The 26,548-nt window shown below is 44.3% G+C and carries 24 protein-coding genes; 8 read left to right on the top strand and 16 right to left on the bottom strand.

The features are described 5' to 3' along the window. The first annotated feature begins 2 nt into the window (after positions 1 to 2). Positions 3 to 410 (top strand): nucleoside-diphosphate sugar epimerase/dehydratase, encoded by a 408-nt coding sequence (locus MARME_RS07645; protein WP_041647814.1) that lies wholly within the window; start codon positions 3 to 5, stop codon positions 408 to 410. Positions 411 to 431: 21 nt separating this feature from the next. Here MARME_RS07645 and MARME_RS07640 read toward each other — a convergent pair whose 3' ends face one another. After that, positions 432 to 1,331 carry a DMT family transporter gene (locus MARME_RS07640; RefSeq protein ID WP_013660692.1) on the bottom strand — a complete coding sequence of 300 codons (900 nt, stop codon included), beginning with the start codon at positions 1,329 to 1,331 and terminating at the stop codon, positions 432 to 434. A 119-nt stretch (positions 1,332 to 1,450) separates the two neighbouring features. On the opposite strand from MARME_RS07640, the gene MARME_RS07635 reads away from it, so the two are divergent. Beyond that, the gene (locus tag MARME_RS07635) at positions 1,451 to 2,326 is read left to right on the top strand and encodes a LysR substrate-binding domain-containing protein (RefSeq protein WP_013660691.1); all 876 of its coding nucleotides are present in this window, start codon (positions 1,451 to 1,453) and stop codon (positions 2,324 to 2,326) included. Positions 2,327 to 2,351: 25 nt separating this feature from the next. Here the strand turns inward: MARME_RS07635 and MARME_RS07630 are convergent, their stop codons facing one another. Further along, positions 2,352 to 3,218, bottom strand: coding sequence for a DMT family transporter (locus MARME_RS07630; protein WP_013660690.1), 867 nt, complete (start codon positions 3,216 to 3,218; stop codon positions 2,352 to 2,354). Between the two features lie 144 nt (positions 3,219 to 3,362). On the opposite strand from MARME_RS07630, the gene MARME_RS07625 reads away from it, so the two are divergent. After that, on the top strand, positions 3,363 to 3,851 hold the full coding sequence (locus MARME_RS07625) for a MarR family winged helix-turn-helix transcriptional regulator (RefSeq protein WP_013660689.1): 489 nt from the start codon (positions 3,363 to 3,365) through the stop codon (positions 3,849 to 3,851). 118 nt (positions 3,852 to 3,969) lie between these two features. On the opposite strand, the gene sucD is transcribed toward MARME_RS07625, so the two are convergent. The 9 genes from sucD to sdhC all read right to left on the bottom strand — a co-directional run bounded on the left by sucD (position 3,970) and on the right by sdhC (position 15,645). Then, entirely contained in the window at positions 3,970 to 4,842 is an 873-nt protein-coding gene (sucD, locus tag MARME_RS07620; RefSeq protein ID WP_013660688.1) for a succinate--CoA ligase subunit alpha, read from the bottom strand. 2 nt (positions 4,843 to 4,844) lie between these two features. Beyond that, positions 4,845 to 6,011, bottom strand: coding sequence for an ADP-forming succinate--CoA ligase subunit beta (sucC, locus tag MARME_RS07615; protein WP_013660687.1), 1,167 nt, complete (start codon positions 6,009 to 6,011; stop codon positions 4,845 to 4,847). Between the two features lie 115 nt (positions 6,012 to 6,126). Then, positions 6,127 to 7,569: a dihydrolipoyl dehydrogenase gene (gene lpdA, locus MARME_RS07610; protein WP_013660686.1), complete on the bottom strand. Its 1,443-nt coding sequence runs from the start codon at positions 7,567 to 7,569 to the stop codon at positions 6,127 to 6,129. Positions 7,570 to 7,672: 103 nt separating this feature from the next. Further along, entirely contained in the window at positions 7,673 to 9,184 is a 1,512-nt protein-coding gene (gene odhB, locus MARME_RS07605) for a 2-oxoglutarate dehydrogenase complex dihydrolipoyllysine-residue succinyltransferase (RefSeq protein ID WP_013660685.1), read from the bottom strand. Between the two features lie 33 nt (positions 9,185 to 9,217). Then, on the bottom strand, positions 9,218 to 12,061 hold the full coding sequence (locus tag MARME_RS07600) for a 2-oxoglutarate dehydrogenase E1 component (RefSeq protein WP_013660684.1): 2,844 nt from the start codon (positions 12,059 to 12,061) through the stop codon (positions 9,218 to 9,220). A gap of 372 nt (positions 12,062 to 12,433) precedes the next feature. Then, positions 12,434 to 13,138, bottom strand: a complete 705-nt coding sequence (locus MARME_RS07595; protein ID WP_013660683.1) for a succinate dehydrogenase iron-sulfur subunit — start codon at positions 13,136 to 13,138, stop codon at positions 12,434 to 12,436. Positions 13,139 to 13,150: 12 nt separating this feature from the next. Then, positions 13,151 to 14,923 carry a succinate dehydrogenase flavoprotein subunit gene (gene sdhA, locus MARME_RS07590; RefSeq protein WP_013660682.1) on the bottom strand — a complete coding sequence of 591 codons (1,773 nt, stop codon included), beginning with the start codon at positions 14,921 to 14,923 and terminating at the stop codon, positions 13,151 to 13,153. A 3-nt stretch (positions 14,924 to 14,926) separates the two neighbouring features. After that, positions 14,927 to 15,274 (bottom strand): succinate dehydrogenase, hydrophobic membrane anchor protein, encoded by a 348-nt coding sequence (gene sdhD, locus MARME_RS07585; RefSeq protein ID WP_013660681.1) that lies wholly within the window; start codon positions 15,272 to 15,274, stop codon positions 14,927 to 14,929. Further along, on the bottom strand, positions 15,268 to 15,645 hold the full coding sequence (gene sdhC / locus MARME_RS07580) for a succinate dehydrogenase, cytochrome b556 subunit (RefSeq protein WP_041647812.1): 378 nt from the start codon (positions 15,643 to 15,645) through the stop codon (positions 15,268 to 15,270). The genes sdhD and sdhC overlap by 7 nt, the downstream gene beginning before the upstream one ends. 560 nt (positions 15,646 to 16,205) lie before the next feature. On the opposite strand from sdhC, the gene gltA reads away from it, so the two are divergent. Continuing rightward, the gene (gene gltA, locus MARME_RS07575; RefSeq protein ID WP_013660680.1) at positions 16,206 to 17,489 is read left to right on the top strand and encodes a citrate synthase; all 1,284 of its coding nucleotides are present in this window, start codon (positions 16,206 to 16,208) and stop codon (positions 17,487 to 17,489) included. Between the two features lie 181 nt (positions 17,490 to 17,670). On the opposite strand, the gene MARME_RS07570 is transcribed toward gltA, so the two are convergent. Both MARME_RS07570 and MARME_RS07565 read right to left on the bottom strand, forming a co-directional pair. Continuing rightward, positions 17,671 to 17,907, bottom strand: coding sequence for a hypothetical protein (locus tag MARME_RS07570; RefSeq protein ID WP_013660679.1), 237 nt, complete (start codon positions 17,905 to 17,907; stop codon positions 17,671 to 17,673). Continuing rightward, complete coding sequence (locus MARME_RS07565; protein ID WP_013660678.1) at positions 17,904 to 18,992, bottom strand: DUF2066 domain-containing protein; 1,089 nt, start codon at positions 18,990 to 18,992, stop codon at positions 17,904 to 17,906. Before MARME_RS07565 ends, MARME_RS07570 begins: the two co-directional genes overlap by 4 nt. A 118-nt stretch (positions 18,993 to 19,110) precedes the next feature. On the opposite strand from MARME_RS07565, the gene purM reads away from it, so the two are divergent. Genes purM through MARME_RS07550 form a run of 3 tightly spaced genes read left to right on the top strand, consistent with a single transcriptional unit; the run spans position 19,111 to position 21,570 of the window. After that, complete coding sequence (purM, locus tag MARME_RS07560) at positions 19,111 to 20,166, top strand: phosphoribosylformylglycinamidine cyclo-ligase (RefSeq protein WP_013660677.1); 1,056 nt, start codon at positions 19,111 to 19,113, stop codon at positions 20,164 to 20,166. Further along, positions 20,163 to 20,816: a phosphoribosylglycinamide formyltransferase gene (gene purN, locus MARME_RS07555; protein WP_013660676.1), complete on the top strand. Its 654-nt coding sequence runs from the start codon at positions 20,163 to 20,165 to the stop codon at positions 20,814 to 20,816. Before purM ends, purN begins: the two co-directional genes overlap by 4 nt. A gap of 19 nt (positions 20,817 to 20,835) precedes the next feature. Further along, positions 20,836 to 21,570, top strand: a complete 735-nt coding sequence (locus tag MARME_RS07550; protein WP_013660675.1) for a DUF3108 domain-containing protein — start codon at positions 20,836 to 20,838, stop codon at positions 21,568 to 21,570. 59 nt (positions 21,571 to 21,629) lie between these two features. Here MARME_RS07550 and MARME_RS07545 read toward each other — a convergent pair whose 3' ends face one another. From MARME_RS07545 to MARME_RS07535, 3 genes are all read right to left on the bottom strand, one after another. Further along, positions 21,630 to 22,256, bottom strand: a complete 627-nt coding sequence (locus MARME_RS07545) for a response regulator transcription factor (RefSeq protein ID WP_013660674.1) — start codon at positions 22,254 to 22,256, stop codon at positions 21,630 to 21,632. Positions 22,257 to 22,364: 108 nt separating this feature from the next. Continuing rightward, the gene (locus MARME_RS07540; protein WP_013660673.1) at positions 22,365 to 23,699 is read right to left on the bottom strand and encodes an HlyD family type I secretion periplasmic adaptor subunit; all 1,335 of its coding nucleotides are present in this window, start codon (positions 23,697 to 23,699) and stop codon (positions 22,365 to 22,367) included. 2 nt (positions 23,700 to 23,701) lie between these two features. Beyond that, positions 23,702 to 26,020: a type I secretion system permease/ATPase gene (locus MARME_RS07535; protein WP_013660672.1), complete on the bottom strand. Its 2,319-nt coding sequence runs from the start codon at positions 26,018 to 26,020 to the stop codon at positions 23,702 to 23,704. A 148-nt stretch (positions 26,021 to 26,168) separates the two neighbouring features. Between MARME_RS07535 and MARME_RS07530 the strand changes: the two genes are divergently transcribed. Continuing rightward, positions 26,169 to 26,531 (top strand): hypothetical protein, encoded by a 363-nt coding sequence (locus MARME_RS07530; RefSeq protein ID WP_013660671.1) that lies wholly within the window; start codon positions 26,169 to 26,171, stop codon positions 26,529 to 26,531. The last annotated feature ends 17 nt before the right edge of the window (positions 26,532 to 26,548 follow it).

The raw sequence follows: 26,548 nt of genomic DNA, 5'->3' as shown, positions 1-26,548 counted from the left end.
AAATGGGTATCTTTCAATTTATAAAAAAAGCCATTACAAAGACAACTCATGCTCATTCATCCAAAAAAATCATTGTAAATGGTGTTGATTACCCTTCTTTTAATCTTGCCTCCGAGTTGCTAAAAACGGGCTGTTACAATATCATCGCCTTTATTGATGAGGAGCCTTGGTCTAACAAAACAGAGCTTCTGGGGACAACTTTACGCTATCCTAGCGATATACAGGCATTAATTTATCGTTATAACGTGGATGCAGTTATTGTATTTGAAAAGACGCCTCCTATTTTTTCCGAATCATTACTCAGGGAAATTAATGACACCAAGGCGACTTTAGTGTCATTAAACAAAACCGATACAGTAACGAAACATGTAAGCGAAGTTGCAAGAAAGTTAACGCTGAGTTCTATATAAACAATAAGAGTGCGGCTTTCTTCAAGCAACGACAGCAACTTTGGAAACCCACCATCTTCTAGGAAGATTGCCGACAAAAGTGCCTAATAAAATACTAACCAGAGCAATTATCAAACCGACTGTAACACTTTCACCAAACAACGGAATGGCTAAAATACTAGCGAAAACGGGCACTAAAGCCATCAATGCGCCCATTTTGGTTGCGCCGATCATTTGAACCGCTTTGCCAAAGCACACCATTTGAATAGCCATTGCTAAGAACCCTTGATAGATTGCTTGAGAGACCAACATCGAAGTTGAAACCTGATCTAGCGCTATTGGCAAAAACAGTAAATAGACAGGAACGTACATCACACAGGTCGTTGCAACGATAGCAAGCATCATTTCGAATGCTGGCACTTTCCAACGCTTTAGCAACACCGTCATAAGCCCCCAAAAAAAGCACGCAAGCACAAAGTACATATCGCCTTTAAGAGTTGCTGTACTACTGATCAAAGTCTCAATCAATAACGCACCAATCCCAATACTACTGAGTAAAATCCCCAGCTTAACTTGATGGGAATGCCTTTCACCTGCTAACAAATAGGCCATAACGGCAATAACGATTGGCATAAGGCCAGGTAGTAGTAGCGCGGCATGTGTAGCCGGTGCATATTCAAATCCGGAAAAAGCACTGAAGCCGTAGGCCACCCCGCCCGTTCCACCCAAGACAAACATTTTCGGTGTAAATAATCGGGCTCTATACTTAACGATAAACGGTAGAAGCAAAATAAAGGCGGTACCAAAACGGATTGTTATCATGTCTGCCGCGCCTAACGCACTTAATGAACCCGCTCGTGATACTAATATAAAACCCACCCAGATAATGACCGCAACCATTCCGTAAAGGTAACCTCTATTCGATGTGTTTAGCGTTTCCATTTTCTTCCCCTATAAAACTGTCTTAGCCATCTCTCATACAGACAGTGTACAAAAATAACTTTTTCAATAATAATGAATAAAAATGAAAGACTCTTTCTAAATATAAGAAGGTTCATCCCATGGATATTAATGATTTATCCGTTTTTGTCGCGGTTATTGAACAAAATGGCATTACACCTGCGGCAAAGCACCTACACCGTGTTCCGTCCAATATAACGGCGCGAATTCAAAAACTGGAAGAGGAGCTTGGGCAAAGCTTATTCTTTAGAGAGAAAAACCGACTGAAGCCCAATAACGCAGGTTTAAAATTACTGGGGCACGCCAAACAAATATTAAAACTCCAACATCATGCACTTCAGGATCTCACCGATCAAGAACCATCGGGGCTTTTAAGGCTTGGCTCAATGGAAAATAATGCGGCCTCTCGATTACCCTACATTCTTTCCCATTTCCATAAGCAATATGATCGAGTTGAAATGGAGCTTAAAACTGGCGCATCGGGGCAACTTGTCGAGATGGTGCTGTCGGGGGCTCTTGATATTGCGTTTGTATCAGATCCACCATCAGACACCCGATTAGAAAAAGCGTTTTGCTTCGACGAAGAGCTCGTAATGATTCTTCCATTGGAATATGCACACTTACCTTTGCCAGAAAAGCTCACCATGGTCGGCTATAATCGTGGTTGTTCTTACAGAGCGCGGTTAGAAAACTGGTTTAAACGCAACAGTCATATATGCGACCGAGTCATAGAAATCCCAAGCCACTACACGATGATAAGCTGCGTCATTGCGGGAATGGGTGTCGGTATTGTTCCGAAATCCGTTCTGGCACTTCACCATTTTAAAGGCGAATTTATTGAGCGAAAGATAGAAAGCGAGCTGGCAATCGCAACGACATACCTCGTATGGCGCAAAGATAATGTGGGTGGTGCCATTAATGCATTTTTACATTCTATAAAAAGCAATCAAGCCTCTCATATGCACAAAGTCAGTTAGTTCCTAAAAGGAGATCGAGTGACAATTAAGACACTCGTTCTTTTAATTTACTTTGTTTTACTCTCAAGTTATGCCAACGCACTTGATTAAGTAACAACGAACCAAGAACAATCGCGATTCCAGCCCATTGAGCTCCCCCCAAATTTTCTCCTATAAACAACACGCCTAATGTCACAGCAGTAACCGGGTTCAACAAAGAGAAGATACCAAATGTGGTCGCGCCAAAAATATTTAACGCCCGAATCATAACAACATAACCAAGTGCCGTATTTAGGCCAACTAACCACACTAAACCGGGTAGCTGCTCAACACTTGGTATCACGATGGGACCCGAAACAACCCAAGCAATCGGAAACAAAAACACGCCCCCTAAAATCAGCTGCCATGCCGCCAGACCGATCACATCATCAGACTTCCATCGATACATTAAAATGGAAGCGACTGCGATTAAGAAGGTTGCAAAAAGCGCAGCGGCAACGCCAATAGGGTCAAGGTCTGCACTTGGGTTTAAAATCAACGCAACACCAATCAATCCAAATATCGATGCCATTAGCGCTTTGACTGCCGGCTTTTTCTTGAAAACTAACCATTGGATTAGAATCAGTTGAAGCGGTAACGTCGCGCCAAGCGTACCTGCAACGCCACCAGGCAAACGATAGGCTCCAATTAAAAGGAAGCTAAAGAAAAGCGAAATATTAATAAAGCCTAAAACCGCCACTCGTTTAAAGGGAACTCTTGGCGCCCTCCTGATCATCAACAATAAAATCAGTCCAGCAGGCAACGCTCTCCAAAAAGCCAGCCATATGGAAGGAATATCAGTCAAGTAAAGACCAATCGCGGCGTATGTACTTCCCCATAGCACGGGTGGCAATAAGCCCAGAAATATATTCATAGTGTACCCAGTCGGTGCGAATTAAAGAGGTTACCCCCGAGAATCTATCTTTTTAGAAAGATTCTTTTTTGAAAGATATTGCAATACAGCCTTTGAATCAAGTATCTTTTTAAAAAGACATTTTGTTTGCACAAAAGGAAAAACATGAACGACCACGTAGACTTTATTTTGCAGCAATGGAAAAAAGCCAGGCCCGAATTAGACTGCAGCCCTATGGGAGCAATTGGACGGTTAAACCGTATATCCAAGTTTTTAGGGACTCAAATAGATGAATGCATTACATCGTTCGGTATTTCTCGACTTGAGTTTGACATACTAGCCACCCTTAGACGTGCGGAAGCGGCCTTAACCCCAACTCAACTGTATAAAGACACCATGCTTTCGTCTGGAGCGATGTCAACGCGATTGGACGCACTTGAGAAACGAGGCTTAGTCGCTCGAATTGCAAGCAAGGAAGATCGTAGAAGTGTTGTCGTGGAATTGACAAATGAAGGAAGAGAGTTCATTGACGAAGTCGTTGAAGCTCACGTAGACAATGAAAAAAATCTATTAGATGTGTTTTCCGACGAAGAAGAAGCTCAACTAAACTCACTCCTTAGAAAATGGCTGTCACACTACGAACAATCACAATGATGGATCGCATCGCCAAAATGCGAAGACTGACGTAATTAGCCATAAAAAAATCCCCGCTGCTGCGGGGATTTTTTAAACTTTAACGTTATTAACGTAAAGTTGGGCTATCTAACAGATCTTACCAACCAGTAAGTTCTTTAAGACCAGCACCGATGTCAGCAAGAGAGCGAACTGTCTTAACACCAGCATCTTCTAGTGCAGCAAATTTCTCAGCAGCTGTACCTTTACCGCCAGAGATGATTGCACCAGCGTGACCCATACGCTTACCAGCAGGTGCAGTAACACCAGCAATGTAAGAAACAACAGGCTTAGTTACGTTTGCTTTAATGAAAGCAGCCGCTTCTTCTTCAGCAGTACCACCGATTTCACCGATCATAACGATCGCTTCAGTTTGCGGATCATTTTGGAACATTTCCAAAATGTCGATGAAGTTAGAACCAGGGATTGGGTCACCACCGATACCTACACAAGTAGATTGACCGAAGCCTGCGTCTGTAGTTTGCTTAACCGCTTCGTAAGTCAATGTACCAGAACGAGATACGATGCCTACTTTACCAGGCATGTGGATGTGACCAGGCATGATACCAATTTTGCTTTGTCCAGGAGTGATAACACCTGGGCAGTTAGGACCGATAAGACGAACACCTAGCTCGTCACACTTAACTTTACAGTCAAGCATATCAAGCGTTGGAATGCCTTCAGTGATACAAACGATTAGTTTGATACCAGCGTTAGCAGCTTCCAAGATAGAATCTTTACAGAAAGGAGCAGGAACGTAGATTACAGATGCTTCAGCGCCTGTTTCTTCTACTGCTTCTTTAACTGTGTTGAATACAGGAAGGCCTAGGTGAGTTTGACCACCTTTACCAGGTGTAACACCACCAACCATTTGAGTTCCGTAAGCAATCGCTTGCTCAGAGTGGAAAGTACCTTGACCACCAGTGAAACCCTGACAGATAACTTTAGTGTCTTTGTTGATTAGAATAGACATTATTATTTGCCCTCCGCAGCTTTAACAACTTGCTCAGCTGCGTCTTTCAAACTTGTAGCAGCGATGATATCAAGATCAGAGTTCGCTAGAACTTCACGACCTTTCTCAGCGTTCGTACCTTCTAGGCGAACAACAACAGGAACGGTTACACCAACCTGCTCAACTGCACCGATGATACCTTCAGCGATCATGTCACAACGTACGATGCCACCGAAGATGTTAACAAGTACGGCTTTAACATTGTCATCAGACAAGATGATTTTGAATGCTTCAGCAACACGCTCTTTAGTCGCGCCACCACCTACGTCTAGGAAGTTAGCTGGCTTACCGCCGTGTAGATTTACGATGTCCATTGTACCCATCGCTAGACCTGCACCGTTAACCATACAACCAACGTTACCGTCTAGAGCTACGTAGTTTAATTCCCACTGTGCTGCATGCGCTTCACGCTCATCTTCTTGAGACGGATCGTGGAACTCTTGCATTTTCTTCTGACGGTATACAGCGTTGCTGTCGATGTTGATCTTACCGTCTAGGCAATGAAGGTTACCTTCATCAGTGATTACAAGCGGGTTGATTTCTAAAAGTGCGAAATCGAAGTCGTGGAACATTTGAGACAAACCTAAGAAGATCTTAGTGAACTGCTTAGTTTGCTCTGGGCTTAAGCCCATTTTGAATGCCATTTCACGAGCTTGGTAAGGTTGTGCACCTACTAGAGGGTCGATGATTGCTTTGTGGATCAACTCAGGAGTTTCTTCAGCAACTTTCTCGATTTCTACACCACCTTCTGTAGACGCCATGAAGACAACTTTACGAGTTGAACGGTCTACAACAGCACCTAGGTATAGTTCGTTTGCGATGTCTGTGCAAGACTCAACAAGAATTTTCGCAACTGGCTGACCATTTTCGTCAGTTTGATAAGTAACAAGGTTCTTACCTAACCAGTTAGCAGCGAATGCTGATACTTCTTCGTGAGAATCAACAAGTTTTACACCACCAGCTTTACCACGGCCGCCGGCGTGAACTTGAGCTTTTACAACCCACTTATCACCACCAATTTTCTTTGCAGCTTCTACCGCCTCTTCTGGCGTATCTACTGCGTACCCTTTTGACACTGGCAAGCCATAATCAGCAAAAAGCTGTTTAGCTTGATATTCATGTAGGTTCATTTGATTCTTCCGCTCATCTTATAATGATTGATATACGCTCTGACTGATGAAAGCGCTAAGTCTAGTCTAACGCTTCCTCAGTCAGAAATTACCGACTCATGGCCGGCAAATCGAATTATTTACGTTTTTTACGGTTAGCAACATGGATTGCGTGGCCGTCTACAGCAAGCGCTGCTTCATGAACTGCTTCACTTACCGTTGGGTGAGCAAAGACAGTAAGCGCGATGTCTTCAGCAGTAGAGCCAAACTCCATCGCAATAACCGCTTGTGCGATCAAGTCTGCCGCGTGACCACCAACAATATGACAGCCTAGGATACGGTCTGTATCTTCACAAGCAATGATTTTAACAAAACCATCTGTGTCATTCGCAGCCATTGCACGACCTGACGCAGCAAATGGGAATTTACCCACTTTGTATTTAACGCCTTCCGCTTTAAGTTCTTGCTCTGTTTTACCAACCCAAGCAAGTTCTGGGTGTGTATAGATAACAGATGGGATGCAGTCGTAGTTCATTTGCGCTTTGTGACCCGCAATGATGTCTGCAACCATAACGCCTTCTTCAGACGCTTTGTGTGCCAACATTGGACCACGAACAATATCACCAATAGCGAACACACCAGGTACCGATGTACGGCACTGCTCGTCAACAAATACGAAGCCACGCTCATCTAGGTTAACGCCCGCATCACCGGCTAAACAGCCATCAGTGAACGGCTTACGGCCTACAGCAACAATCAGCTTATCAAAAACTTCTTTTTGCTCTTCGCCTTTCGCGTCAAGGTAAGTCACTTCGACTTCTTCGCCGTTAATTTGGCTGCCAGTTACACGAGCACCAAGACGAATATCCAGATCTTGTTTCTTAAAGATCTTCGCTGCTTCTTTAGCAACATCTTGATCACATAGGCTTAGGAATTGTTCTTGCGCTTCAAGAACGACAACCTCAGTACCTAGGCGCGCCCATACAGAGCCCAACTCAAGACCGATAACACCTGCACCGATAACGCCTAGACGCTTAGGTACAGAACGGAACTCTAGTGCGCCTTCGTTATCAACGATGATATCGCCAGTACGTGGTGCTGGTGGGATGTTTACAGGAACAGAACCTGTCGCCAAGATCACATTTTCAGCTTCAAGCGTTTTAACTGAACCGTCGTGTGCTGTGAACTCAACTTTTTTGTTTGCAAGCAACTTACCGAAGCCTTCAAAGCTCGTTACGTCATTTGCTTTAAACAGGCCAGCAATACCACCTGTAAGTTGGTCAACGATCTTATCTTTACGATCGATCATTGCGTTCACATCCATAGCCACGTCGCCTACGGAAATACCGTGAACAGAATACTCTTCTTTTGCATCATGATACTTATGAGAAGAGTCCAACAAAGCTTTAGATGGAATACAACCTACGTTAAGACAAGTACCGCCTAAACGTGGCTTTTCATTTTTATCCAGCCACTTTTCAATACATGCTGTTTTAAGACCCAATTGAGCTGCACGAATTGCAGCTACGTAACCACCTGGGCCACCGCCGATTACGATTACATCAAATTTATCAGACATAGGATTTTCCATTTAGTCAGTCGAACAATCGAGGGCGGTAACCCTCGATTGTGTTGAATCATACACCGTTTATTTCTATCAGATAAATAGTTGGTGCGTTCTCTTAGATTTCAAGAAGCAGACGTGATGGATCTTCAAGTAAATCTTTAATCGTCACCAAGAATTGCACGGCTTCTTTACCATCGATCATACGGTGGTCGTAAGATAAAGCTAAGTACATCATAGGCTGAATAACGACTTGACCGTCTACTGCCATGGGACGCTCTTGGATTTTATGCATTCCCAAGATTGCAGTTTGTGGTGGATTCAGGATCGGTGTTGACATAAGAGAACCAAAGATACCACCGTTCGTGATGGTAAAGGTTCCGCCTTGCATGTCATCCATGCCCAACTTACCGTCGCGACCACGTACCGCAAAGTCCATAATACCAGACTCAATATCCGCTAAGCCCATCGCTTCTGTATTACGCAATACAGGAACCATCAAGCCACGGTTAGTTGACACAGCAACACCGATGTCTTGGTAACCATGGTAAACCATATCGTTACCATCGATAGAAGCGTTAACCGCTGGGTAGCGTTTCAAAGCTTCAGTCGCGGCTTTAACGAAGAAAGACATAAAGCCTAACTTAGTGCCGTTATGAGTTTTCTGAAATAGATCTTTGTACTTCTTACGAAGCTCCATCACAGGACCCATGTTAACTTCGTTGTACGTTGTCAACATAGCCGCCGTTTGTTGCGCTTCAACAAGACGTTTTGCAATAGTCGCACGCAAGCGAGTCATTGGAACACGCTTCTCGACACGACCATCAGCACCCAATGCAGGCATTGTTGCAGGTGCAGCAGCAGGCTTAGCTGCAGGAGCCGGCGCAGCCGCTTTCGCTTTAGAAGCCGCTTCTACGTCTTCTTTTGTAATACGGCCACCTTTACCAGTGCCTTTTACATCTGATGCAGATAGACCCGCTTCAGCCAACGCTTTACGAGCCGCAGGACCCGCAACGCCATCTTCGTCACCAGCAGACTCTGCTGCAGGCGCTGCCGCTTCTGCAGGTGCCGCTGCTGCGCCAGAAGCGCCAACAAGGAAGTTAGCCAATATCTCATCGCTAAGAACGGTATCGCCTTCATTCTTAACAATATCACCGATAACCCCTTCAGCAGGTGCTACGACTTCTAAAACAACTTTATCTGTTTCGATATCAACAATGTGCTCATCACGTGCACATGCTTCACCTGGCTGTTTATGCCAAGCAGCAACAGTACCGTCAGCAACTGACTCAGGGAAAGTAGGTGCTTTGATTTGCACTGTTTCTTTCGCCGCAGAAGCTGATGCTGCTGGCGCCGCGCTTGCCGCTGCTGCAGGAGCTGCTTCCGCACTTGCACCAGATTCAAACTTAGCTAAGACTTCATCGCTAAGAACGATATCACCTTCACCTTTCAGTACTTCTACAATGACGCCATCTGCTGGAGCCACAACTTCCAAAACTACTTTATCAGTCTCGATATCAACGATGTGCTCATCACGTGCACAGGCTTCACCTGGTTGCTTGTGCCAAGTAGCGACCGTGCCGTCTGCTACAGATTCTGGAAAAGTAGGTGCTTTTATTTCGATGCTCATTTTATACCCTTATCTCTCTGACAGGCTATGATGCTAGCCAACGATGGCGTCATTAACTAGCGCTTCTTGTTCTTCAACATGGATAGACATGTAACCAGCTGCAGGTGCTGCGGATGAAATTCGGCCCGCAAATCGCAATTTCAGACTTGGATACAGTTTTTCCAAAACTCGGTTCATACGGTGACGGTTAGAATGCCAAGCACCTTGGTTCTTAGGCTCTTCCTGACACCAAACCAGACTTTCAACATTTTTGTACTGTTCTAGGACTTTTTCAAAGTCCGCGTATGGGAACGGGTACAATTGCTCTAAACGAATTACCGCAACATCATCTTTCTCTAGTTCTGCACGACGGTTAATCAAGTCGTAGTAAACCTTACCACTACAGATAACCAATCGCTTAACCTTCTCAGGAGAGATCGTTTCCGATGTCTCTGGCAGAACCGTCTTAAAGCTGCCTTCAGACAACTCTTCCAACGTAGAGATCGCCTGTTTATGACGTAGCAAACTCTTAGGAGACATGATGATAAGAGGACGACGCATTGGACGAATCGCCTGACGACGAAGAATGTGGTAAATCTGCGACGGCGTGGTAGGAACACACACTTGAATATTAAATTCAGCACAAAGTTGCATAAAGCGTTCTAAGCGCGCAGATGAATGCTCAGGTCCTTGCCCTTCATAACCATGAGGTAACAACATAGTTAAGCCGCATAAACGGCCCCACTTGTGCTCACCACTGGTAATAAACTGGTCAATTACAACCTGAGCACCATTGGCAAAGTCACCAAACTGGGCTTCCCAAATGACCATTCCTTTAGGAGATGTCGTTGCATATCCGTACTCGAACGCAAGTACAGCTTCTTCCGACAAGTAGGAATCAAACAAGTCCAAAGGTGGCTGGTCTTCTGATAAATGCTTCAGCGGAATGAACGTACTGCCGTCTTTTTGGCTATGAATAACCGCATGACGGTGCGAGAAAGTTCCGCGTCCAGAGTCCTGACCAGTAAAACGAATAGGATAACCTTGCTCAAGCAACGTACCAAGTGCTAGCGTTTCTGCGTAACCCCAGTTGATTGGCATTGCTCCTGCTGTCATCTTATCGCGATCTTGATAGATCTTCTGAACCTGACGCTGAACAACAACACCGTCAGGGACAGTTGTGGTCTTTTTAGCCAGCTCTTGAAGTTTGGCAATCGGATAAGACGTGTCGCCTTCGTCAGTCCACTCGACACCAAGATACGGTCGCCAGTCAACAAACAACTCTGACTTTGGCTCAAGCACGAGACTCTTAGCAACGTGTCGACCATTATCAAGGTCTTCACGGTTTTCATTTGCCATCGCGTCCGCTTCTTGTTGCGTCAATACATTTTGTTCTACCAAGTATTGCGCGTACAAGGTACGAGTTGTTTTTTGCTTACCAATGATTTGATACATCAAAGGTTGAGTACCAGAGGGCTCATCCGTTTCGTTGTGACCACGACGGCGGTAACATACCAAGTCTATAACAACATCACGTCCGAACTCATAACGGTAATCAAGCGCAAGTTGCGTAACAAACAGCACTGCCTCTGGATCATCGCCATTAACGTGTAAGATTGGCGCCTGAATCATTTTAGCTACATCAGTAGCGTATTCAGTAGAACGCGAGTCTTCTTGACGATTGGTTGTAAAACCTACTTGGTTGTTTATAACTATGTGTACCGTTCCACCCGTTTTGTAAGCGCGTGTTTGAGACATCTGGAATGTCTCCATGACCACACCCTGACCAGCAAATGCCGCATCACCATGGATAGAAATAGGGACAACTGTCTTACCTACTTTATCGTTCCGGCGATCTTGACGTGCACGTACTGAGCCTTCAACTACAGGCGAAACAATCTCAAGGTGAGACGGGTTAAATGCCAATGCAATGTGTACTTCACCACCCGCAGTCATCACATTTGATGAGAAACCTTGATGGTATTTCACGTCGCCAGAGGTATTTACCAGTTTCTTACCTTCAAATTCGTCAAACAAATCTTTAGGGTTTTTACCTAGCGTATTAACCAAGACATTTAAACGACCACGGTGCGCCATGCCAATGACAACTTCCTTCGCACCCAACGCTCCAGAGCGCTGAATAAGTTCGTTGACCATTGGTATTAAGCTTTCACCACCTTCTAAGCCGAAACGCTTAGCGCCTGGGTAGCGACTGGCTAAGTATTTTTCAAGACCTTCTGCCGCGGTCAAACGCTCCAAAAGCGACTTCCGTGTTTCCGCAGAGTAATCTGGCTTAGAGCGCACTGATTCTACACGCTGCTGCAACCATGCTTTCTCTTGCGTATCAACGATATGCATAAACTCATAGCCGACACTTGAGCAATATGTTTTCTCTAATTCAGAAACAATTTCGCTAAGAGGCATGCTCTCTTTATTAAAGAACAAAGAGCCTGAGTTAAAAGCAATATCCAAGTCAGCGCCAGTTAGCTGGTGATAACCGAGATCAAGGTCAGCAACCTTGTCACGCTTTAACAAGCCTAGTGGGTCAATGCTAGCGTGCTGGTGTCCGCGTACACGGTAAGCGTTGATTAACTGAAGAACATTGATTTGTTTTTGCTCATGGTCGGAACCGACCGTGGTGGTAACGCCAGTAGAAACTGGCATAGAGCGGAATTTGTTTTTTCCAATCTCTAGGAACTGCTGTTGAATTACAGAATGTGGAAGGTCTGTTGACTGCGCCTCACTTACTCGAGGTAGTTGGTCAAAGCACTTACGCCATTCCTCCGATACTGAATTTGGATCAACCAGGTAGCTTTCAAACAACCCCTCAACATATTCCAGGTTCCCCCCCGAAAAGTGAGAAGTGCTCCATAGCAACTCCATTAAACTTTCGTGCATTCTCGATCACCCTTATGTTCGAGCCAGTGACCGGTATTACCGGCACTCATTTTTGTATGATCTAATGCTTTCACAGTTCTTTCGACCTCTTCAAGCGTCGATCTTTTTATCTTTCAGCTTACTTCCGTCCTACTGTGTTTAATACCAAATTACTTAACTTGTCTTTCAACAAGCACCCTGCCTGGAGTTGTATTTAATAAGTAACTTCTCTAAGCACATCCGTGTTCACATAGGTCGAATTCAAAATTCTTTATTCTCTGCTTGACCGATATTGTAAAACGAATCGAAGCATCGAAAAACGGCGGCATTGAAAGTTCAAGCCGCCCATTTCGCCATTACATCGCCTTCACACAATGTAACGCTAAAAACATATCAAGTGGCACGCTGAAGTAACATGCTGCGAATGCTGCCGATTGCTTTTGTAGGGTTAAGACCCTTAGGACAAACATTTACACAGTTCATGATACCATGACAACGGAACACACTGAATGGATCATCCAGATCTGACAAACGATCTTGAGTCGCTGTGTCACGACTGTCTGCTAAGAAGCGGTAAGCTTGCAACAAGCCAGATGGTCCGACAAATTTATCAGGATTCCACCAGAACGACGGACAAGCAGTCGAACAACAAGCACACAGAATACATTCATATAGGCCGTCTAGCTTTTCGCGATCCTCAGGACTCTGAAGACGCTCGATAGCTGGTGCTGGCGTATCGTTGATCAAGAATGGTTTGATCTTCTCATACTGTTTGTAGAACTGGCCCATATCAACAACCAAGTCACGCACAACAGGCAAGCCTGGAAGTGGACGTAGAACCAGTTTGTCATTTTTAACCGCTTCTGAAACAGGGGTAATACAAGCCAAGCCATTTTTACCCGACATGTTCATGCCATCAGACCCACATACACCTTCACGGCAAGAACGACGGTATGATACAGCAGGGTCTTGCGCTTTGATGATGTTTAATACATCTAATACCATCAAATCCTTACCAGCAGGCAAATCAATATTGTAATCCTGCATGTAAGGTGCGTCGTCTACTTCAGGATTGTAACGATAAATACTTACTAACATGTTTGTTACTCCTTAGTATGTACGAGCTTTAGGTGGGAAAGCGTCCATTGTCTTAGGCGCGAAGTTAACGTCACGCTTAGTCACTTTCTTATCAGCTGGGTGATACAGTGAGTGCTTCAACCAGTTTTCATCATCACGTTCAGTGTAGTCGTTACGGGCGTGCGCGCCACGACTCTCTTTACGAAATTCTGCTGGTACTGCAGTCGATTCAGCAACTTCAAGCAAGTTCTCGAGCTCAAGTGCTTCAATACGAGCAGTGTTGAAAGCCTGACTCTTGTCTTCAAGATGCAGATTTTCAACACGAGCGCGAATTTTAGCTAACTCTTCCAAACCTGTTTGCATCGCTGCACCTTCACGGAATACACCGAAGTACAACTGCATAACCTTCTGAAGGTCTGCACGAACTTCAGCAACACTCTCACCACCGGTAGAATTATTCAGGCGATTTAGGCGCAACATTGCATTTTCAATGTCTGTGTCTTTGGCATCTAGAGAATCAAAACCATCGTCTAAAGATTTCTTAACCTGAAGACCTACCGCACGACCAAACACAACCAAATCAAGTAGCGAGTTACCACCCAAACGGTTAGCACCGTGAACAGATACACATGCTGCTTCGCCTGCTGCGTAAAGACCATCGATAACGATGTCTTCGCCAGCTTCATTTTGAGTCAACGCTTGACCACCAACATTCGTTGGAATACCGCCCATCATGTAATGACAAGTCGGGATAACAGGAATTGGCTCTTTAACAGGGTCTACGTGAGCAAATGTACGAGACAACTCAAGAATACCTGGAAGGCGCTTATTAAGTGTTTCTTCACCTAGGTGATCCAACTTAAGCAATACATGATCAGCTTCAGGGCCACAACCACGGCCTTCTAAGATTTCCAAGATCATTGAACGAGCAACAACGTCACGACCCGCTAGGTCTTTCGCGTTTGGCGCATAACGCTCCATGAAGCGCTCGCCATCTTTATTGATTAGGTAACCACCTTCACCACGACAACCTTCAGTTACCAAGGTTCCCGCACCGTAAATACCGGTTGGATGGAACTGCCACATTTCCATATCTTGTAATGGGTAGCCTGCACGTAAGGCCATGCCTGCACCATCACCAGTGTTAATATGCGCATTTGTTGTAGACTGGAAGATACGACCCGCACCACCAGTAGCGATTACAGTCGCTTTTGCTTTCAGGTAAACGGTTTCACCTGTTTCGATGCAAATAGCGACCACACCAACGACAGCGTTTTCTTCGTTTTTAACCAAATCAACCGCATACCATTCGTTAAAGAAGGTAGTACCGCCTTTCAAGTTAGCTTGGTAAAGCGTATGCAAGAGTGCGTGACCAGTACGGTCAGCAGCAGCACAGGTACGCGCTGCCTGTCCACCTTTACCAAAATCTTTAGATTGACCACCAAAAGGACGCTGATAAATACGGCCATTTTCTTTACGTGAAAATGGTAAACCCATATGCTCAAGTTCGAACACAGCTTGCGGACCTACAGAACACATGTATTCAATTGCGTCTTGATCACCAATGTAGTCTGACCCCTTTACGGTGTCATACATGTGCCAGCGCCAATCGTCATTTGGATCTTCACTAGCAATTGCACAAGTGATACCGCCTTGTGCTGATACTGTGTGAGAACGAGTCGGAAACACTTTCGTCACACAAGCGGTGTTTAAACCGGATTCTGTTAACTGCAACGCAGCGCGCATGCCAGCACCACCACCACCGATAACGATAGAATCAAATGAAATAGTACGAATATTAGCCATTACTTACAGCCCCCAAAGAACCTGAATACCCCAAACGACATAAACAAACATCGCAAAACCGCACACCGCTTGGAAAAGAAAACGAACACCGGTAGCTTTAATGTAATCTGTAGATACAGACCACAAGCCAATCCAGGAGTGAATACCAATAGACAAGAGCGTCATCAAACTGAAGATGCGCATCCAAGTCGTTTCAAACAGTCCACTCCACTGTTCGTATGTAAGGTCAGGGTTTAAAACCAAATACCCAATAATAAATACGCTGTATAACGCTAAAACGATTGCAGAAATTCTCTGCATCATCCAATCATAAAGTCCTGAGCGACCAAAACTTGTAATTTGAGTTACCATACCCACACCCCTGCAACGACAATTAAAATAGCTGCGATGATAAGGTTGATCTGTGCAGCTTTACGTCCACTTTCTAGCTCTTCAAAGTGCCCCAAATCCATAAATAGGTGTTTCACACCTGCTACGAGATGGTACATCAAAGCTGATACGACACCCCAAATAATGAATTTTGCTAGGAAGCTTGTTTGCAGAGTTTCAACTACAGTGTCAAACCCCTCTTGAGACTCAAGAGAAAGATCGAACGCGTAGAACAGAAAAACCAATCCAATAAAAAGGATGATTCCTGTAATACGATGTAGAATAGAAACAATTGCGGTTACGGGCATTGATATTGTAGAAATATCAAGATTGACTGGTCTTTTTTTGTTCACGACTCTTTACACCACTTTTGTTGATTGAATGGTCAATCACGACCTTAGTTCTAGTCAGACCCACTGCGCTGAGCGAGATGACATAGGCCTGAAGTGAAAATCCCATCGATTTGCTCACCTTACATATTGAAAGCGACTCGTTCTTTCAAAATAACGTCGGCAAATCAATGAAATCATCGGTTGGCAATTATAGACCAGCGTAAAAAGCGAAGACAAATAGACTGAACAAGTGCTTAACAATGATCGTCATTCACCGAATGAATGTAGGTATAAATATAACCAATAGTGGTATAAATTTTCAGATATAAAAACCACAAAAAAAACAAATATTTTACTTATTTATCATAAGGTTAACCAACAAATAACAAAGAAATAAAAAATAGCATTTTTATATTTTTGTAACTTAATTACAGTTAAATTATTTATATTTAGACTAGCATTAGAATAAGTAACATTGACTTTTACTGGTCGAAGAAAGTATTTTTTCCCCAGCTTCTGGGCTAGGGAGGTCTTTTTCACGACTCTTTAAGCCCCGGATCAGAATACGAAGGAGATAATAAATGGCTAATAAAAAAGCTCGACTTTCAGTAGACGGTATCGAACAATCCATCGAATTACCAGTGCTCACAGGCACAGCTGGAGCAGATGTTATCGACGTCCGCTCTCTCGGCTCTCACGGCGTATTTACCTATGACCCAGGCTTTATGGCTACAGGATCATGTGAATCGGCAATCACGTACATAGATGGGGACGCGGGTGTATTACTACACCGAGGATACCCTATTGCTCAACTAGCGGAGCATTCTGACTATCTAGAAACATGTTACTTGCTGCTATACGGAGAGCTTCCTAGCTCAGAGCAAAAAGCCAACTTCATTGAAACCGTTAAAAACCACACAATGGTTTCTGAATCCATGCAGAAGTTCCTTGAAGGCTTTAGACACGACGCTCACCCCATGGCCATCATGGTAGGCTTAGTTAGCGCACTATCTGCATTCTACCAAGACCACATGGACATCAACGACCCAGAGCACCGTGAAATTGCGGCGTTCCGATTAATTTCCAAGATGCCCACACTTGCGGCAATGTGTTTCAAGTATTCTAAGGGGCAGCCTACTATGTACCCGCGAAACGAGCTTTCGTACGCGGAAAATTTCTTGTACATGATGTTCGCCACACCTTGTGAGGACTACAAAGTAAACCCTGTTTTTGCTAACGCAATGGACAAAATCTTTGTACTTCACGCAGACCATGAGCAAAACGCATCGACGTCAACAGTACGCCTTGCGGGCTCCTCAGGCGCCAATCCATTCGCCTGTATTTCCGCCGGTATTACAACGCTTTGGGGACCTGCTCACGGCGGTGCTAACGAAGCAGTTCTTACTATGCTTGAAGAAATTGGCGACGTATCACGCATTGATGAGTTTATCGAGAAGGCAAAAGATAAGAACGATCCATTTAGATTAATGGGATTCGGTCACCGCGTTTACAAGAACTTTGACCCACGTGCCAAAGTCATGCGCGAGACATGCGATCAAGTTCTAGCGGAACTCGGCCAAGCAAACGATCCATTGCTGAAAATAGCGAAACGACTAGAGCAAATAGCATTAGAAGACCCTTACTTCGTTGAACGTAAACTGTACCCTAATGTCGATTTTTACTCTGGTATTATCATGAAAGCCATTGGCATTCCAACTAGCATGTTTACCGTGATATTCGCAATGTCACGCACTATTGGTTGGATTTCTCACTGGAATGAAATGATCAGCGGGCCTTATAAAATTGGTCGCCCTCGCCAGCTTTATGTTGGTAAAACAGAGCGTGATTACCCAACTGAAAAGTAACGCGAAGATTCAATCAAAAAAGCGGCCTTGGCCGCTTTTTTTCTACTCTATTTTATCTTCTAAATTTCGATTGCCGTCTATTTTCATCTCAGTTTCGGCCTATCAACCCCATACAACAAGACCAAAATACAGAACATAAAACACCACACAGCACTACATTCAGAAAACAACTTTAAATCAACTACTCATCTTCGTAAACGATCTCTGTTACCACCTGAGCACCGCAATTCACGCACTCTCCTTCTATCCATAACCGTTCACTCGATTCGAACTCTTTCGGATTTTTCATCCCTAAATCCACTTCCATACACTGATTGCACCAAGTTTGAGAAAGAAAGTCCTGCTGCTCCTCCTCTGAACGCGCATAAAAGTCACGCTCTACAACCTTAGATTCCAAATTACCTTTCTCTACACTCATTTGTTTACACCATTAAATTTATAGAATTCAATTGTATTTGCGCCCGGCTCTAACGCCCCAACATCCAATCGTGAAATAACATGACCCAAAGAAATACTATCGCGAAGCTTTTGCTTGCTACCATTAACCTTCACTTTAAACGATACTCGCGCCCCATCAACAGCACTCACTTGCGCACCATTCACAACACCAATTGAATTAAGATATCGCTCAACTTGCTTAACCGCTTCGAATGTTTTAATACCATCCACATCAAGCAACGCAATACTATTGGCATCAACACCCTGAATAGAAGCATACCTATCCGAAAAACTCTTAGCTAATTTAGACACCACATCAACAGCGACTCCTTCTGCTTCCGCAGACGACAATGGGAGCGATTCGGATTGAGTGTCCGGTAACAATAGGTTGGCTTGCGCCGATACTTTACCAGCAAATTCACTTACCCTAACAACGAGAACCGTGTCTGTTTCGTATCGCTTACTAGCCGATCTAATCGCATCTTCAAACAGCCCCCACGCCTCTCCTGTCGTTAAAGCACCTTTATCAACGTCATCCAAAAGTGGCGCATAGATAGCTAAACCCGCTTCTTTCGCCTGCAACGAAACAGCCCGAAGCAAATCACTAGGCGATAGCGCACCGGACATAGACCTCACACCCGCATGATCCTCTACAAGCCAAAGCAACACTGAAGGTCGATTACTCCCCCAAACAGGCAATGCATTTTCTGATAAAAAACGATCGATAGATTGAGGATAAAAACTCACAGTTACCTGCTTCGCCGGCAACCTCTCATCACCAAACAACTTAAGCTCACCTAGATCGACAATCGAATGTTGCGACACCCAAGCTGGCGCATTCTTCTTTGCTTGCGCCAATACATCGCCCTTTATACGGTCTGCGCGTCCTGACACTCTAACAAGCACTTTTTCGACCGATTCGGAAAAAGCATCTTCCAGCAATGACTGTTCTGCCATAGCAGAAGGCAGTACAGTCTGCTCTTTATATAGGTCATTGGTTTGAGCGGCATACACACTACCAAGATTAAACAGCACCAAAAAAAGAAATATAAACTTCGAAATCATGACGTCACCTTAAATAATTAGCACTATTCTACTTGCTAAACTAGAAAGAAGCATAGCCCTTCGACGCGACTATGTTAGAATGCGCACTTTCTCCCTGATCCATGATAAGGCATAGGCAATGACCCAATCGGAAAAACAATCGATTAGTTATAAAGACGCTGGCGTAGACATTAATGCTGGCAACGAACTGGTTGAGCGCATAAAAGGCGTCAGCAAGAAAACCCGCAGACCTGAAGTATTAGGCGGTTTAGGCGGTTTCGGCGCTTTGACTCGACTACCAACGAAATACAAAAACCCTGTTCTTGTTTCAGGAACTGACGGCGTTGGTACGAAGTTACGTCTTGCCATGGATTTAAACAAACACGACACTATCGGCATCGACCTCGTTGCAATGTGCGTCAATGATCTAGTTGTTGCAGGCGCAGAACCTCTTCTATTTTTAGACTACTACGCAACAGGCAAATTAGACGTTGACGTTGCAGCGAATGTTGTAACGGGTATTGGCGAAGGCTGTCTTCAATCTGGATGCGCTCTTGTCGGTGGCGAAACAGCTGAAATGCCAGGCATGTACCACGATGGAGACTATGATTTAGCGGGGTTCTGCGTTGGCGTCGTCGAAGAAAACGAAGCAATTGATGGAACGAAAGTAAGCGAAGGCGATGTATTGCTTGCATTAGGCTCTTCCGGTCCTCATTCAAACGGCTATTCCTTAATTCGTAAGATCCTTGAAGTAAGCGATGCAGACCTTAACGAAAAAGTAGAAGGCATAGCATTAAAAGACGCACTAATGGCCCCCACTCGCATTTATGTAAAATCTCTCCTTTCTTTAATGGAAGAAATTGACGTTCATGCTCTTGCCCACATCACTGGCGGCGGTCTACTAGAAAATATTCCTAGAGTTCTACCTGAAGGCACCGCTGCGTACATCAACGCTGAGAGCTGGAAACGCCCTGCAATTTTTGACTGGTTGCAGCAAAAAGGAAATGTAGAGCAAGAAGAAATGTACCGAGTACTTAACTGTGGCGTCGGTATGGTTATCGCTGTATCAAAAGACAATGCAGATGCCGCACTATCTAAACTTCAAGCGTCTGGCGAAGAAGCCTGGGTCATCGGCGAAATCCGCACACTTCAAGACAAAGAGGTTATCATCTCAGATCTTGAGGAAAACGCATGAAGTTAGCGGTTGTCGTTCTGATTTCGGGAAGCGGCAGCAATTTGCAAGCTCTGATAGACCAGAGCTTGCATGGTGCAATCGATGTCGAAATCAAAGCCGTTATTAGCAACAAATCTGATGCGTATGGTTTAGAACGAGCAAAAAGCGCAGGCATCCCTGCTCATGCGTTAAGCCATAAAGACTTCGACTCTAGAGACAGCTTTGATAATGCTCTCCAATCGCTGATAGACCAATACAACCCAGAGCTAGTGGTATTGGCAGGCTTTATGAGAATTTTAACAGAGGACTTTACTCGCCATTATGAAGGCAGGATGCTCAATATTCACCCTTCATTGCTGCCAAAATTCAAAGGCCTAGATACGCATAAGCGAGCTATCGAAGCGAATGAAAAAGAGCACGGCGTTTCGGTTCATTTTGTTAGCGCAGAGCTTGACGCAGGCGCAGTCATCCTTCAAGCTAAAACAAACATTGAAGCTAATGACACACCCGAAACGTTAGCAAATAAGGTGCATGCGTTAGAACACAAAATTTACCCATTGAGTGTTCACTGGTTTGCCCAGAAACGTTTAACTTTTGATAACGGAAAAGCTTTTTTAGACAATAAAGCTTTGCCAACTACAGGCATCACTTACCATACGGATCTAAGTTGACGATGTAAAAGGAGCTAGTATGGGAATCAACACACGCATTATATTTGCAACAGGCCTTATCGCCATTGCTCCCGTACTAGCCTCTCCTAATGTACACTCATCTGCCGAGAGTCCAGACTCATTTATCCCTCCTTATAGCGCAACGTATAGCACCGTCTGGAAAAAAGGCATCAGCCTCAAGGTAGAAGGCACACAAACCCTCTCCAAGACAAGCGACAACGTTTGGAATTTCAAATTTAAAGCAAGCACACTGATCGCGTCACTGCATGAAGAAGTCTCCTTTACTAAACAAGATGAGACTATTGTTCCATTGAGCTATTTTTACAAAAGCCAAGTCCTAGGAAAAAAACGCAAAGCAACACTCACTTTCGATTGGGATAAAAACACTGTAAAAAACGACATAAAGAACAAACCTTGGAATATGAAAATCGAAGAAGGGACGATTGATAAGCTTGGCGTCCAGCTTCAAATTCGTAACGACCTACGAAACCACAAAAAGGACCTTACGTATAAAATTGCTGACGGAGGCCACGTGAAACACTGGAGTTTCGCAAGAAGAGGAACGGAAACCATCGACACAAAGATAGGTAGAGTAAACGCAATAAAAGTTGAAAGAACAGACAATACATCAAAAAAGAAGCAAACTTACTTTTGGTTTGCCCCCTCTCTCAACTATCTGCTAGTAAAAATGGAACATTATGAGGATGGCGAATCGTACAAACTAAACTTGGAAAAGCTAAACGAGAAAGGATAGTTGATCAGCAGGACGAAATATAAAGACACTTCAAGCGCCTTCGAAAAAAAGAGAATCACTCACCCTTGCACTAAAAGCGCAAGCGCAAGTCTATCTTTAACATTTAGCTTTTTAAATATCGCAGTCAAATGCGCCTTAACAGTGCGCTCTACAATGTCCATTTCACCCGCAATTTGCTTATTAGTAAGCCCTTTTGCAATAAACAGTGCAACGTCTCTCTCCCTGTCAGACAGCTCATCTAATACAGTGTCATTGGTCAAAACATGCTCTCGCTGAGCCGTCTGCTTGATAAGCTGCTGAATAAACACCTTACCACCCCATATTTCACCAGAATCGACCACAGACAAAACCAACGCTAGCTGATCTTGGGCAATGTACGGGTTACATTGCCCATTCACGCCATTAGAAAGCATACGAAGCGCCGCATCTTGACTAGAGCGATTCGGAAACGCGATCAGCTTCAAGTCACTAAATTGAATTTTAATAGCGACAACATCCTCAACCATTCGAGAAAAGTTTTCATCACCTAAGAAAACGAAACAGTACTCGAACTCAGAAGCCTTTCGATTAAGCGCCTCAAACACCTCTTCACTACTCTGAACACGAATCACATTACTCTGCAAAGGCATCACTTTTGCCCAGTGCTGCCATATCGCGTCATCCGTGTTCCAGCACAATATATTCAAAACAACCTCATAAACTTGGCCAATGCTCGATGGAAATTCTACTCATATTTCAACAATATAGCGTTAACATTTGTAAATTTAGCGACGCATATCGAAGTATAAATGTAACTATCTTTCTCTTAGTGCATTTTGCTTCGCTTTTAATATAGGCTTCAGTAAATAATCAAGTAGTGACTTCTTACCCGTTATGACATCCACCCCCGCCTGCATCCCCGGAATAATGGGCAGTGGACGATCTTCTGTTCCTAGGTAACTCTTATCCGTTCGAACACGAACGGCGTAAAAACTGTTTCCTTCTTCGTCCAATATCGTATCAGCGGATATCGTTTCTACCCTAGCCTGCAAACCACCAAAAACGGCAAAATCATATGCAGTAAGCTTAACCACAGCCGGCAGCCCTGGTTTTATAAAACCAATATCCTCAGGCCTAACTTTTGCTTCGATCAGCAAAGAGTCCTCTAGAGGGACGATCTCAACAAGGTTCATCCCAGGCTTGATAACCCCCCCCACTGTATTGATCTGTATCTGCTTAACAATACCTTTTACAGGCGACCTCACCTGCGTACGAGATACTTTATCTTCCAAAGAGACCGAGGATTCTCTAATTTGATCCAATTTACCCTTTACCTTGGTTAGATCTTCTTGTGCTTCCGCTCTAAATTTAGCATCCACTTCTTTTAGCTTATTCTCAGCTTCTTTAAGCGAAGACCTTGCTCGAGGGATAGCAAGTTCAGTCGCCTCCATATCTCCGCGAAGCGTATTAACCTGCCTTCTCAATTGCAGTAGTTCTACACGAGACACGGCCCCTTGCTCAAAAGCTGGCTCAGTTAATGCCAACTCCTCTTCAGCTAACTCGTAACTGTCCCGTAAGTTAACAAGCTTTGCTTCTTGCTCGATTACCTCCTGTTTTTTTTGGTCTATCTGCTGCTTGAAGACTTGCTGATTTGCCCTTAGAGACGCCAACCGATTATTATACAGCGCCTCTTCACGATCAATTATGTTCGGATACGCATCTTTAATTTCATCAGAGAATTCTGGATCTTTCCCTGATGCCTCTGCAGCAAGGCGCTGCGCACGAGCGTCCAAGTTAAACGATTCGACTTGCTGTTCACGCAATGACGACAGCGCCTCAGTATTTTCAATGATCATCAACAGCTGGCCGCGTTCCACTTTTTGACCAATTCGAGTCGCGATTTCTTTTAAGATACCCCCCTCTAAGTTTTGCACGACTTGCAATTGACTAGACGGAATGACAGTACCCTCGCCCACCGTCACTTCATCTAGCTCAGCGTAATGAGCCCAAATAACACCGGCCGTTAAAAATAAAAAGATCACCCATAATATAATTCTTCCGCCGCGAGGCGTTTTCAGCATTAAGGCGGCGTTACGATCACTCAGAAAGCCCAAATCATTTTGAGCCACATCACCATTCGTTTTAGACATCGTTAACTTACCTTCAACTTACCTTGACGTAATGCTTCATGCACTTGCGCCTTAGGACCATCAGCAACCATTCTTCCGTTATCCATTACGATTATCCGGTCAACCATATCCAACATCGATGCTTTATGCGTAATTAGTACCAAGGTTTTGTCTTTTAAACCCTCCATGAGCCTCCGTTTCATACGAGTTTCTGTCGTGTTATCCATGGATGCCGTCGGTTCGTCTAATATCAAAATGGGCGGGTCGAAAAGAAGTGCTCGTGCAATTGCGATACTTTGGCGCTGCCCGCCTGATAACAACATACCACGTTCACCTACATCGCTGTCCAAACCAGATGCTCTTCGGTTTGCAAACTCAGACACACCTGAAAGATCGGCCGCACGAAGTATCGCCTCATCTTCGATGTAAGGCACGCCCATCACGATATTGTCACGAATTGAACCATAAAACAGAGAAACGTCTTGCGAGACCGCGCCGATATTGCGACGCAAATCAGCAGGGTTTATTTGGCGCATATCCACACCATCAACACGCACAGCCCCTTGGCTAGGCGCGTACAAACCCGTCATAATTTTGCCCAATGTCGATTTGCCCGAGCCGATACGACCAATGATAGCAACCTTCTCGCCAGGCTTAATGGTAAAGCCGACATTACTTATCGCAGTCTGTTCTTGCTCAGGATATGAAAATGCGACCCCATCAAATTGAAAGTTCCCTTCAAATGCAGGTCGATGCACATATTTTACGTCCTCAGGGTTTTCAACGGGCGCAGACATGATTTCATTAATCGCGCCTAGTGCACTTTTCGCTTGATTATAGCGCGTTGCCAGCCCCGCAATTTGTGCCATCGGGCCCAACGCTCTTCCTGTTAACATGACAGAAGCAATAAGCGCTCCCATACTCATGTTACCTTCCGATATCTGGTACACACCCGCAATAACCATAACAACAGTCGTAAGCTGCTGAGCAACTTGCGCGAATGCAGAACACGATTGGGCTAGCTGACGAGTTTTTACACCCCAGTCCGCAATATTACCTACAGCCCCTTCCCATTGTTTCTGCAATACACCTTCTGCCCTGTTTAGCTTCACGCTTTCAGCATTAACCAAGCTTTCAATTAAAAGCGCATTCTTTTGGGAGGCGGTCTTTTGACTTTCTTCAATTGAGCGTTTCAGCGGTCGTTGAATGATGACGCTGTACGCCAAGATTAAGAAAATAGTCACCAAAGGAATAAAGCTAACAGGACCGCCGATGAGCCAAATAACCCCAATAATGAGGAACATAAACGGAAGATCTACTAACGTTGTGATCGTTGCCGAGGTTATAAACTCTCTAATACTTTCAAACTCTTGTAGGTTCTTAGCAAATGCCCCCACAGATTTAGGGCGAGCTTCCATTTTCATATTATTAACACGAGAGAAAATAGAGGCTGACAATAAAATATCGGACTTCTTACCCGCTATATCAATGAAGTAACTTCGAAGCGTCCGCAAAAGAAAATCAAATAGATAAACAGAGGCCGCACCGATGGCAAGCACCCAAAGCGTATCAAATGCATTGTTTGGCACCACCCTGTCATAAACATTCATGACAAACAGAGGGCTAGCAACAGCAAATAGATTAATCAAAAGAGAGGCCACCAGCACGTCTCGATAAATACGCCACGAGCGAGATATCGTACCCCAGAACCAATGCCCTTTCTTAAATCTTTCCGCCTTTGACTCAGAGCGTTTATCAAACCTAAATACAGGCCTAACAAAGAAAACGTAGCCGGTATGTACCTTTTCCAACTTATCTAACTTGATATAGACTTCGCCCTCGCCGGATTCAGGTCGAAATACCTTAGCAACACCCTGCTCCTGATTTACCTCTAACAAAACACAGGCTTTTTTATCTTCTAACAAAAGCACGACAGGCAGCACCATTGAAGAGATATTTTTCAAATTGCGCTTAACAAAACGAGAATTAATGCCTATTCGCTTGGCCGCTCTCTGAAACAACTCTGGGGTCATTTCATTATCTGTAATAGGCAAACCTGCCGCGATTGCATCCGCCGTGTAAGGATTATCAAAATACTTACTCAGTAAAGCCAAGCAATCAAGCAATTGATTTGGGTATTCTAGAAGGGAAGCATCAATCTCCCATTGTTCTTTTTCTTTTGTCGGAGTGTCGTTTACACCTGCCTCTGCAATTTGATCTGCATTTGCATTATCTTCCGTTTGCGAAGGGTTTTGAGTTGACTCCTTTACTGCTTCATTTTCAACATTAGAAGCTTGCTCACCAACTCTTTGAATATCGTTAGGGGTGTCTTTTTGAGACATGTTAACCAATTGCTCCTTTACTACTAGCGATTAGGAACACGCCAGTCACAAATTTCGAATTCGTATATACTAGACTAGAATAGAGTTTATTTCTTATTATGGGAAGCATGATGAGGAATGAGAATGACGTAAGACGAGGAAGCGAACTATGTTATATGCCAAGCTAAATGATGCAGGCGAAATTATTGATGTGGCAACACAACAAAGCGAGGAATATTCAAAATTAGTCGCTCCTGACGACCCAGTCGTCGCTGGCATCGTCGAATCAAAACTTGACGGTAAAGATACGCAAGAGCTGCTAACGACCTCAGACCAAGACATGATGCGTGTTTTAGAGGATTTAATTGACTTGTTAGCGGAAAAACGACTCATTCAATTTACAGAGCTGCCCATAGCCGCTCAGAAAAAGCTATTGAGCAGAAAGTGGGTTCGTGGTGTCCACAACGGTTCAAACGATGCTATTTTGATCAGCGAAGACCTACCTCCTGCAGGTAATGACTCGCTTATTTAGCGTCCTTTTTTCTGGTA

Origin of the sequence: Marinomonas mediterranea MMB-1, from assembly GCF_000192865.1 — a bacterium.
In the GTDB taxonomy this organism is placed as follows: Bacteria; Pseudomonadota; Gammaproteobacteria; order Pseudomonadales; family Marinomonadaceae; genus Marinomonas; species Marinomonas mediterranea.
This window is presented reverse-complemented; position numbering and strand designations above follow the sequence as displayed.

Excerpts from the sequence above, each read along its gene's own strand:
- MARME_RS07645 (WP_041647814.1), top strand. The coding sequence starts at position 3 with ATGGGTATCTTTCAATTTATAAAAAAAGCCATTACAAAGACAACTCAT.
- MARME_RS07640 (WP_013660692.1), bottom strand. The coding sequence starts at position 1,331 with ATGGAAACGCTAAACACATCGAATAGAGGTTACCTTTACGGAATGGTT.
- MARME_RS07635 (WP_013660691.1), top strand. The coding sequence starts at position 1,451 with ATGGATATTAATGATTTATCCGTTTTTGTCGCGGTTATTGAACAAAAT.
- MARME_RS07630 (WP_013660690.1), bottom strand. The coding sequence starts at position 3,218 with ATGAATATATTTCTGGGCTTATTGCCACCCGTGCTATGGGGAAGTACA.
- MARME_RS07625 (WP_013660689.1), top strand. The coding sequence starts at position 3,363 with ATGAACGACCACGTAGACTTTATTTTGCAGCAATGGAAAAAAGCCAGG.
- sucD (WP_013660688.1), bottom strand. The coding sequence starts at position 4,842 with ATGTCTATTCTAATCAACAAAGACACTAAAGTTATCTGTCAGGGTTTC.
- sucC (WP_013660687.1), bottom strand. The coding sequence starts at position 6,011 with ATGAACCTACATGAATATCAAGCTAAACAGCTTTTTGCTGATTATGGC.
- lpdA (WP_013660686.1), bottom strand. The coding sequence starts at position 7,569 with ATGTCTGATAAATTTGATGTAATCGTAATCGGCGGTGGCCCAGGTGGT.
- odhB (WP_013660685.1), bottom strand. The coding sequence starts at position 9,184 with ATGAGCATCGAAATAAAAGCACCTACTTTTCCAGAATCTGTAGCAGAC.
- MARME_RS07600 (WP_013660684.1), bottom strand. The coding sequence starts at position 12,061 with ATGCACGAAAGTTTAATGGAGTTGCTATGGAGCACTTCTCACTTTTCG.
- MARME_RS07595 (WP_013660683.1), bottom strand. The coding sequence starts at position 13,138 with ATGTTAGTAAGTATTTATCGTTACAATCCTGAAGTAGACGACGCACCT.
- sdhA (WP_013660682.1), bottom strand. The coding sequence starts at position 14,923 with ATGGCTAATATTCGTACTATTTCATTTGATTCTATCGTTATCGGTGGT.
- sdhD (WP_013660681.1), bottom strand. The coding sequence starts at position 15,274 with ATGGTAACTCAAATTACAAGTTTTGGTCGCTCAGGACTTTATGATTGG.
- gltA (WP_013660680.1), top strand. The coding sequence starts at position 16,206 with ATGGCTAATAAAAAAGCTCGACTTTCAGTAGACGGTATCGAACAATCC.
- MARME_RS07570 (WP_013660679.1), bottom strand. The coding sequence starts at position 17,907 with ATGAGTGTAGAGAAAGGTAATTTGGAATCTAAGGTTGTAGAGCGTGAC.
- MARME_RS07565 (WP_013660678.1), bottom strand. The coding sequence starts at position 18,992 with ATGATTTCGAAGTTTATATTTCTTTTTTTGGTGCTGTTTAATCTTGGT.
- purM (WP_013660677.1), top strand. The coding sequence starts at position 19,111 with ATGACCCAATCGGAAAAACAATCGATTAGTTATAAAGACGCTGGCGTA.
- purN (WP_013660676.1), top strand. The coding sequence starts at position 20,163 with ATGAAGTTAGCGGTTGTCGTTCTGATTTCGGGAAGCGGCAGCAATTTG.
- MARME_RS07550 (WP_013660675.1), top strand. The coding sequence starts at position 20,836 with ATGGGAATCAACACACGCATTATATTTGCAACAGGCCTTATCGCCATT.
- MARME_RS07540 (WP_013660673.1), bottom strand. The coding sequence starts at position 23,699 with ATGTCTAAAACGAATGGTGATGTGGCTCAAAATGATTTGGGCTTTCTG.
- MARME_RS07535 (WP_013660672.1), bottom strand. The coding sequence starts at position 26,020 with ATGTCTCAAAAAGACACCCCTAACGATATTCAAAGAGTTGGTGAGCAA.
- MARME_RS07530 (WP_013660671.1), top strand. The coding sequence starts at position 26,169 with ATGTTATATGCCAAGCTAAATGATGCAGGCGAAATTATTGATGTGGCA.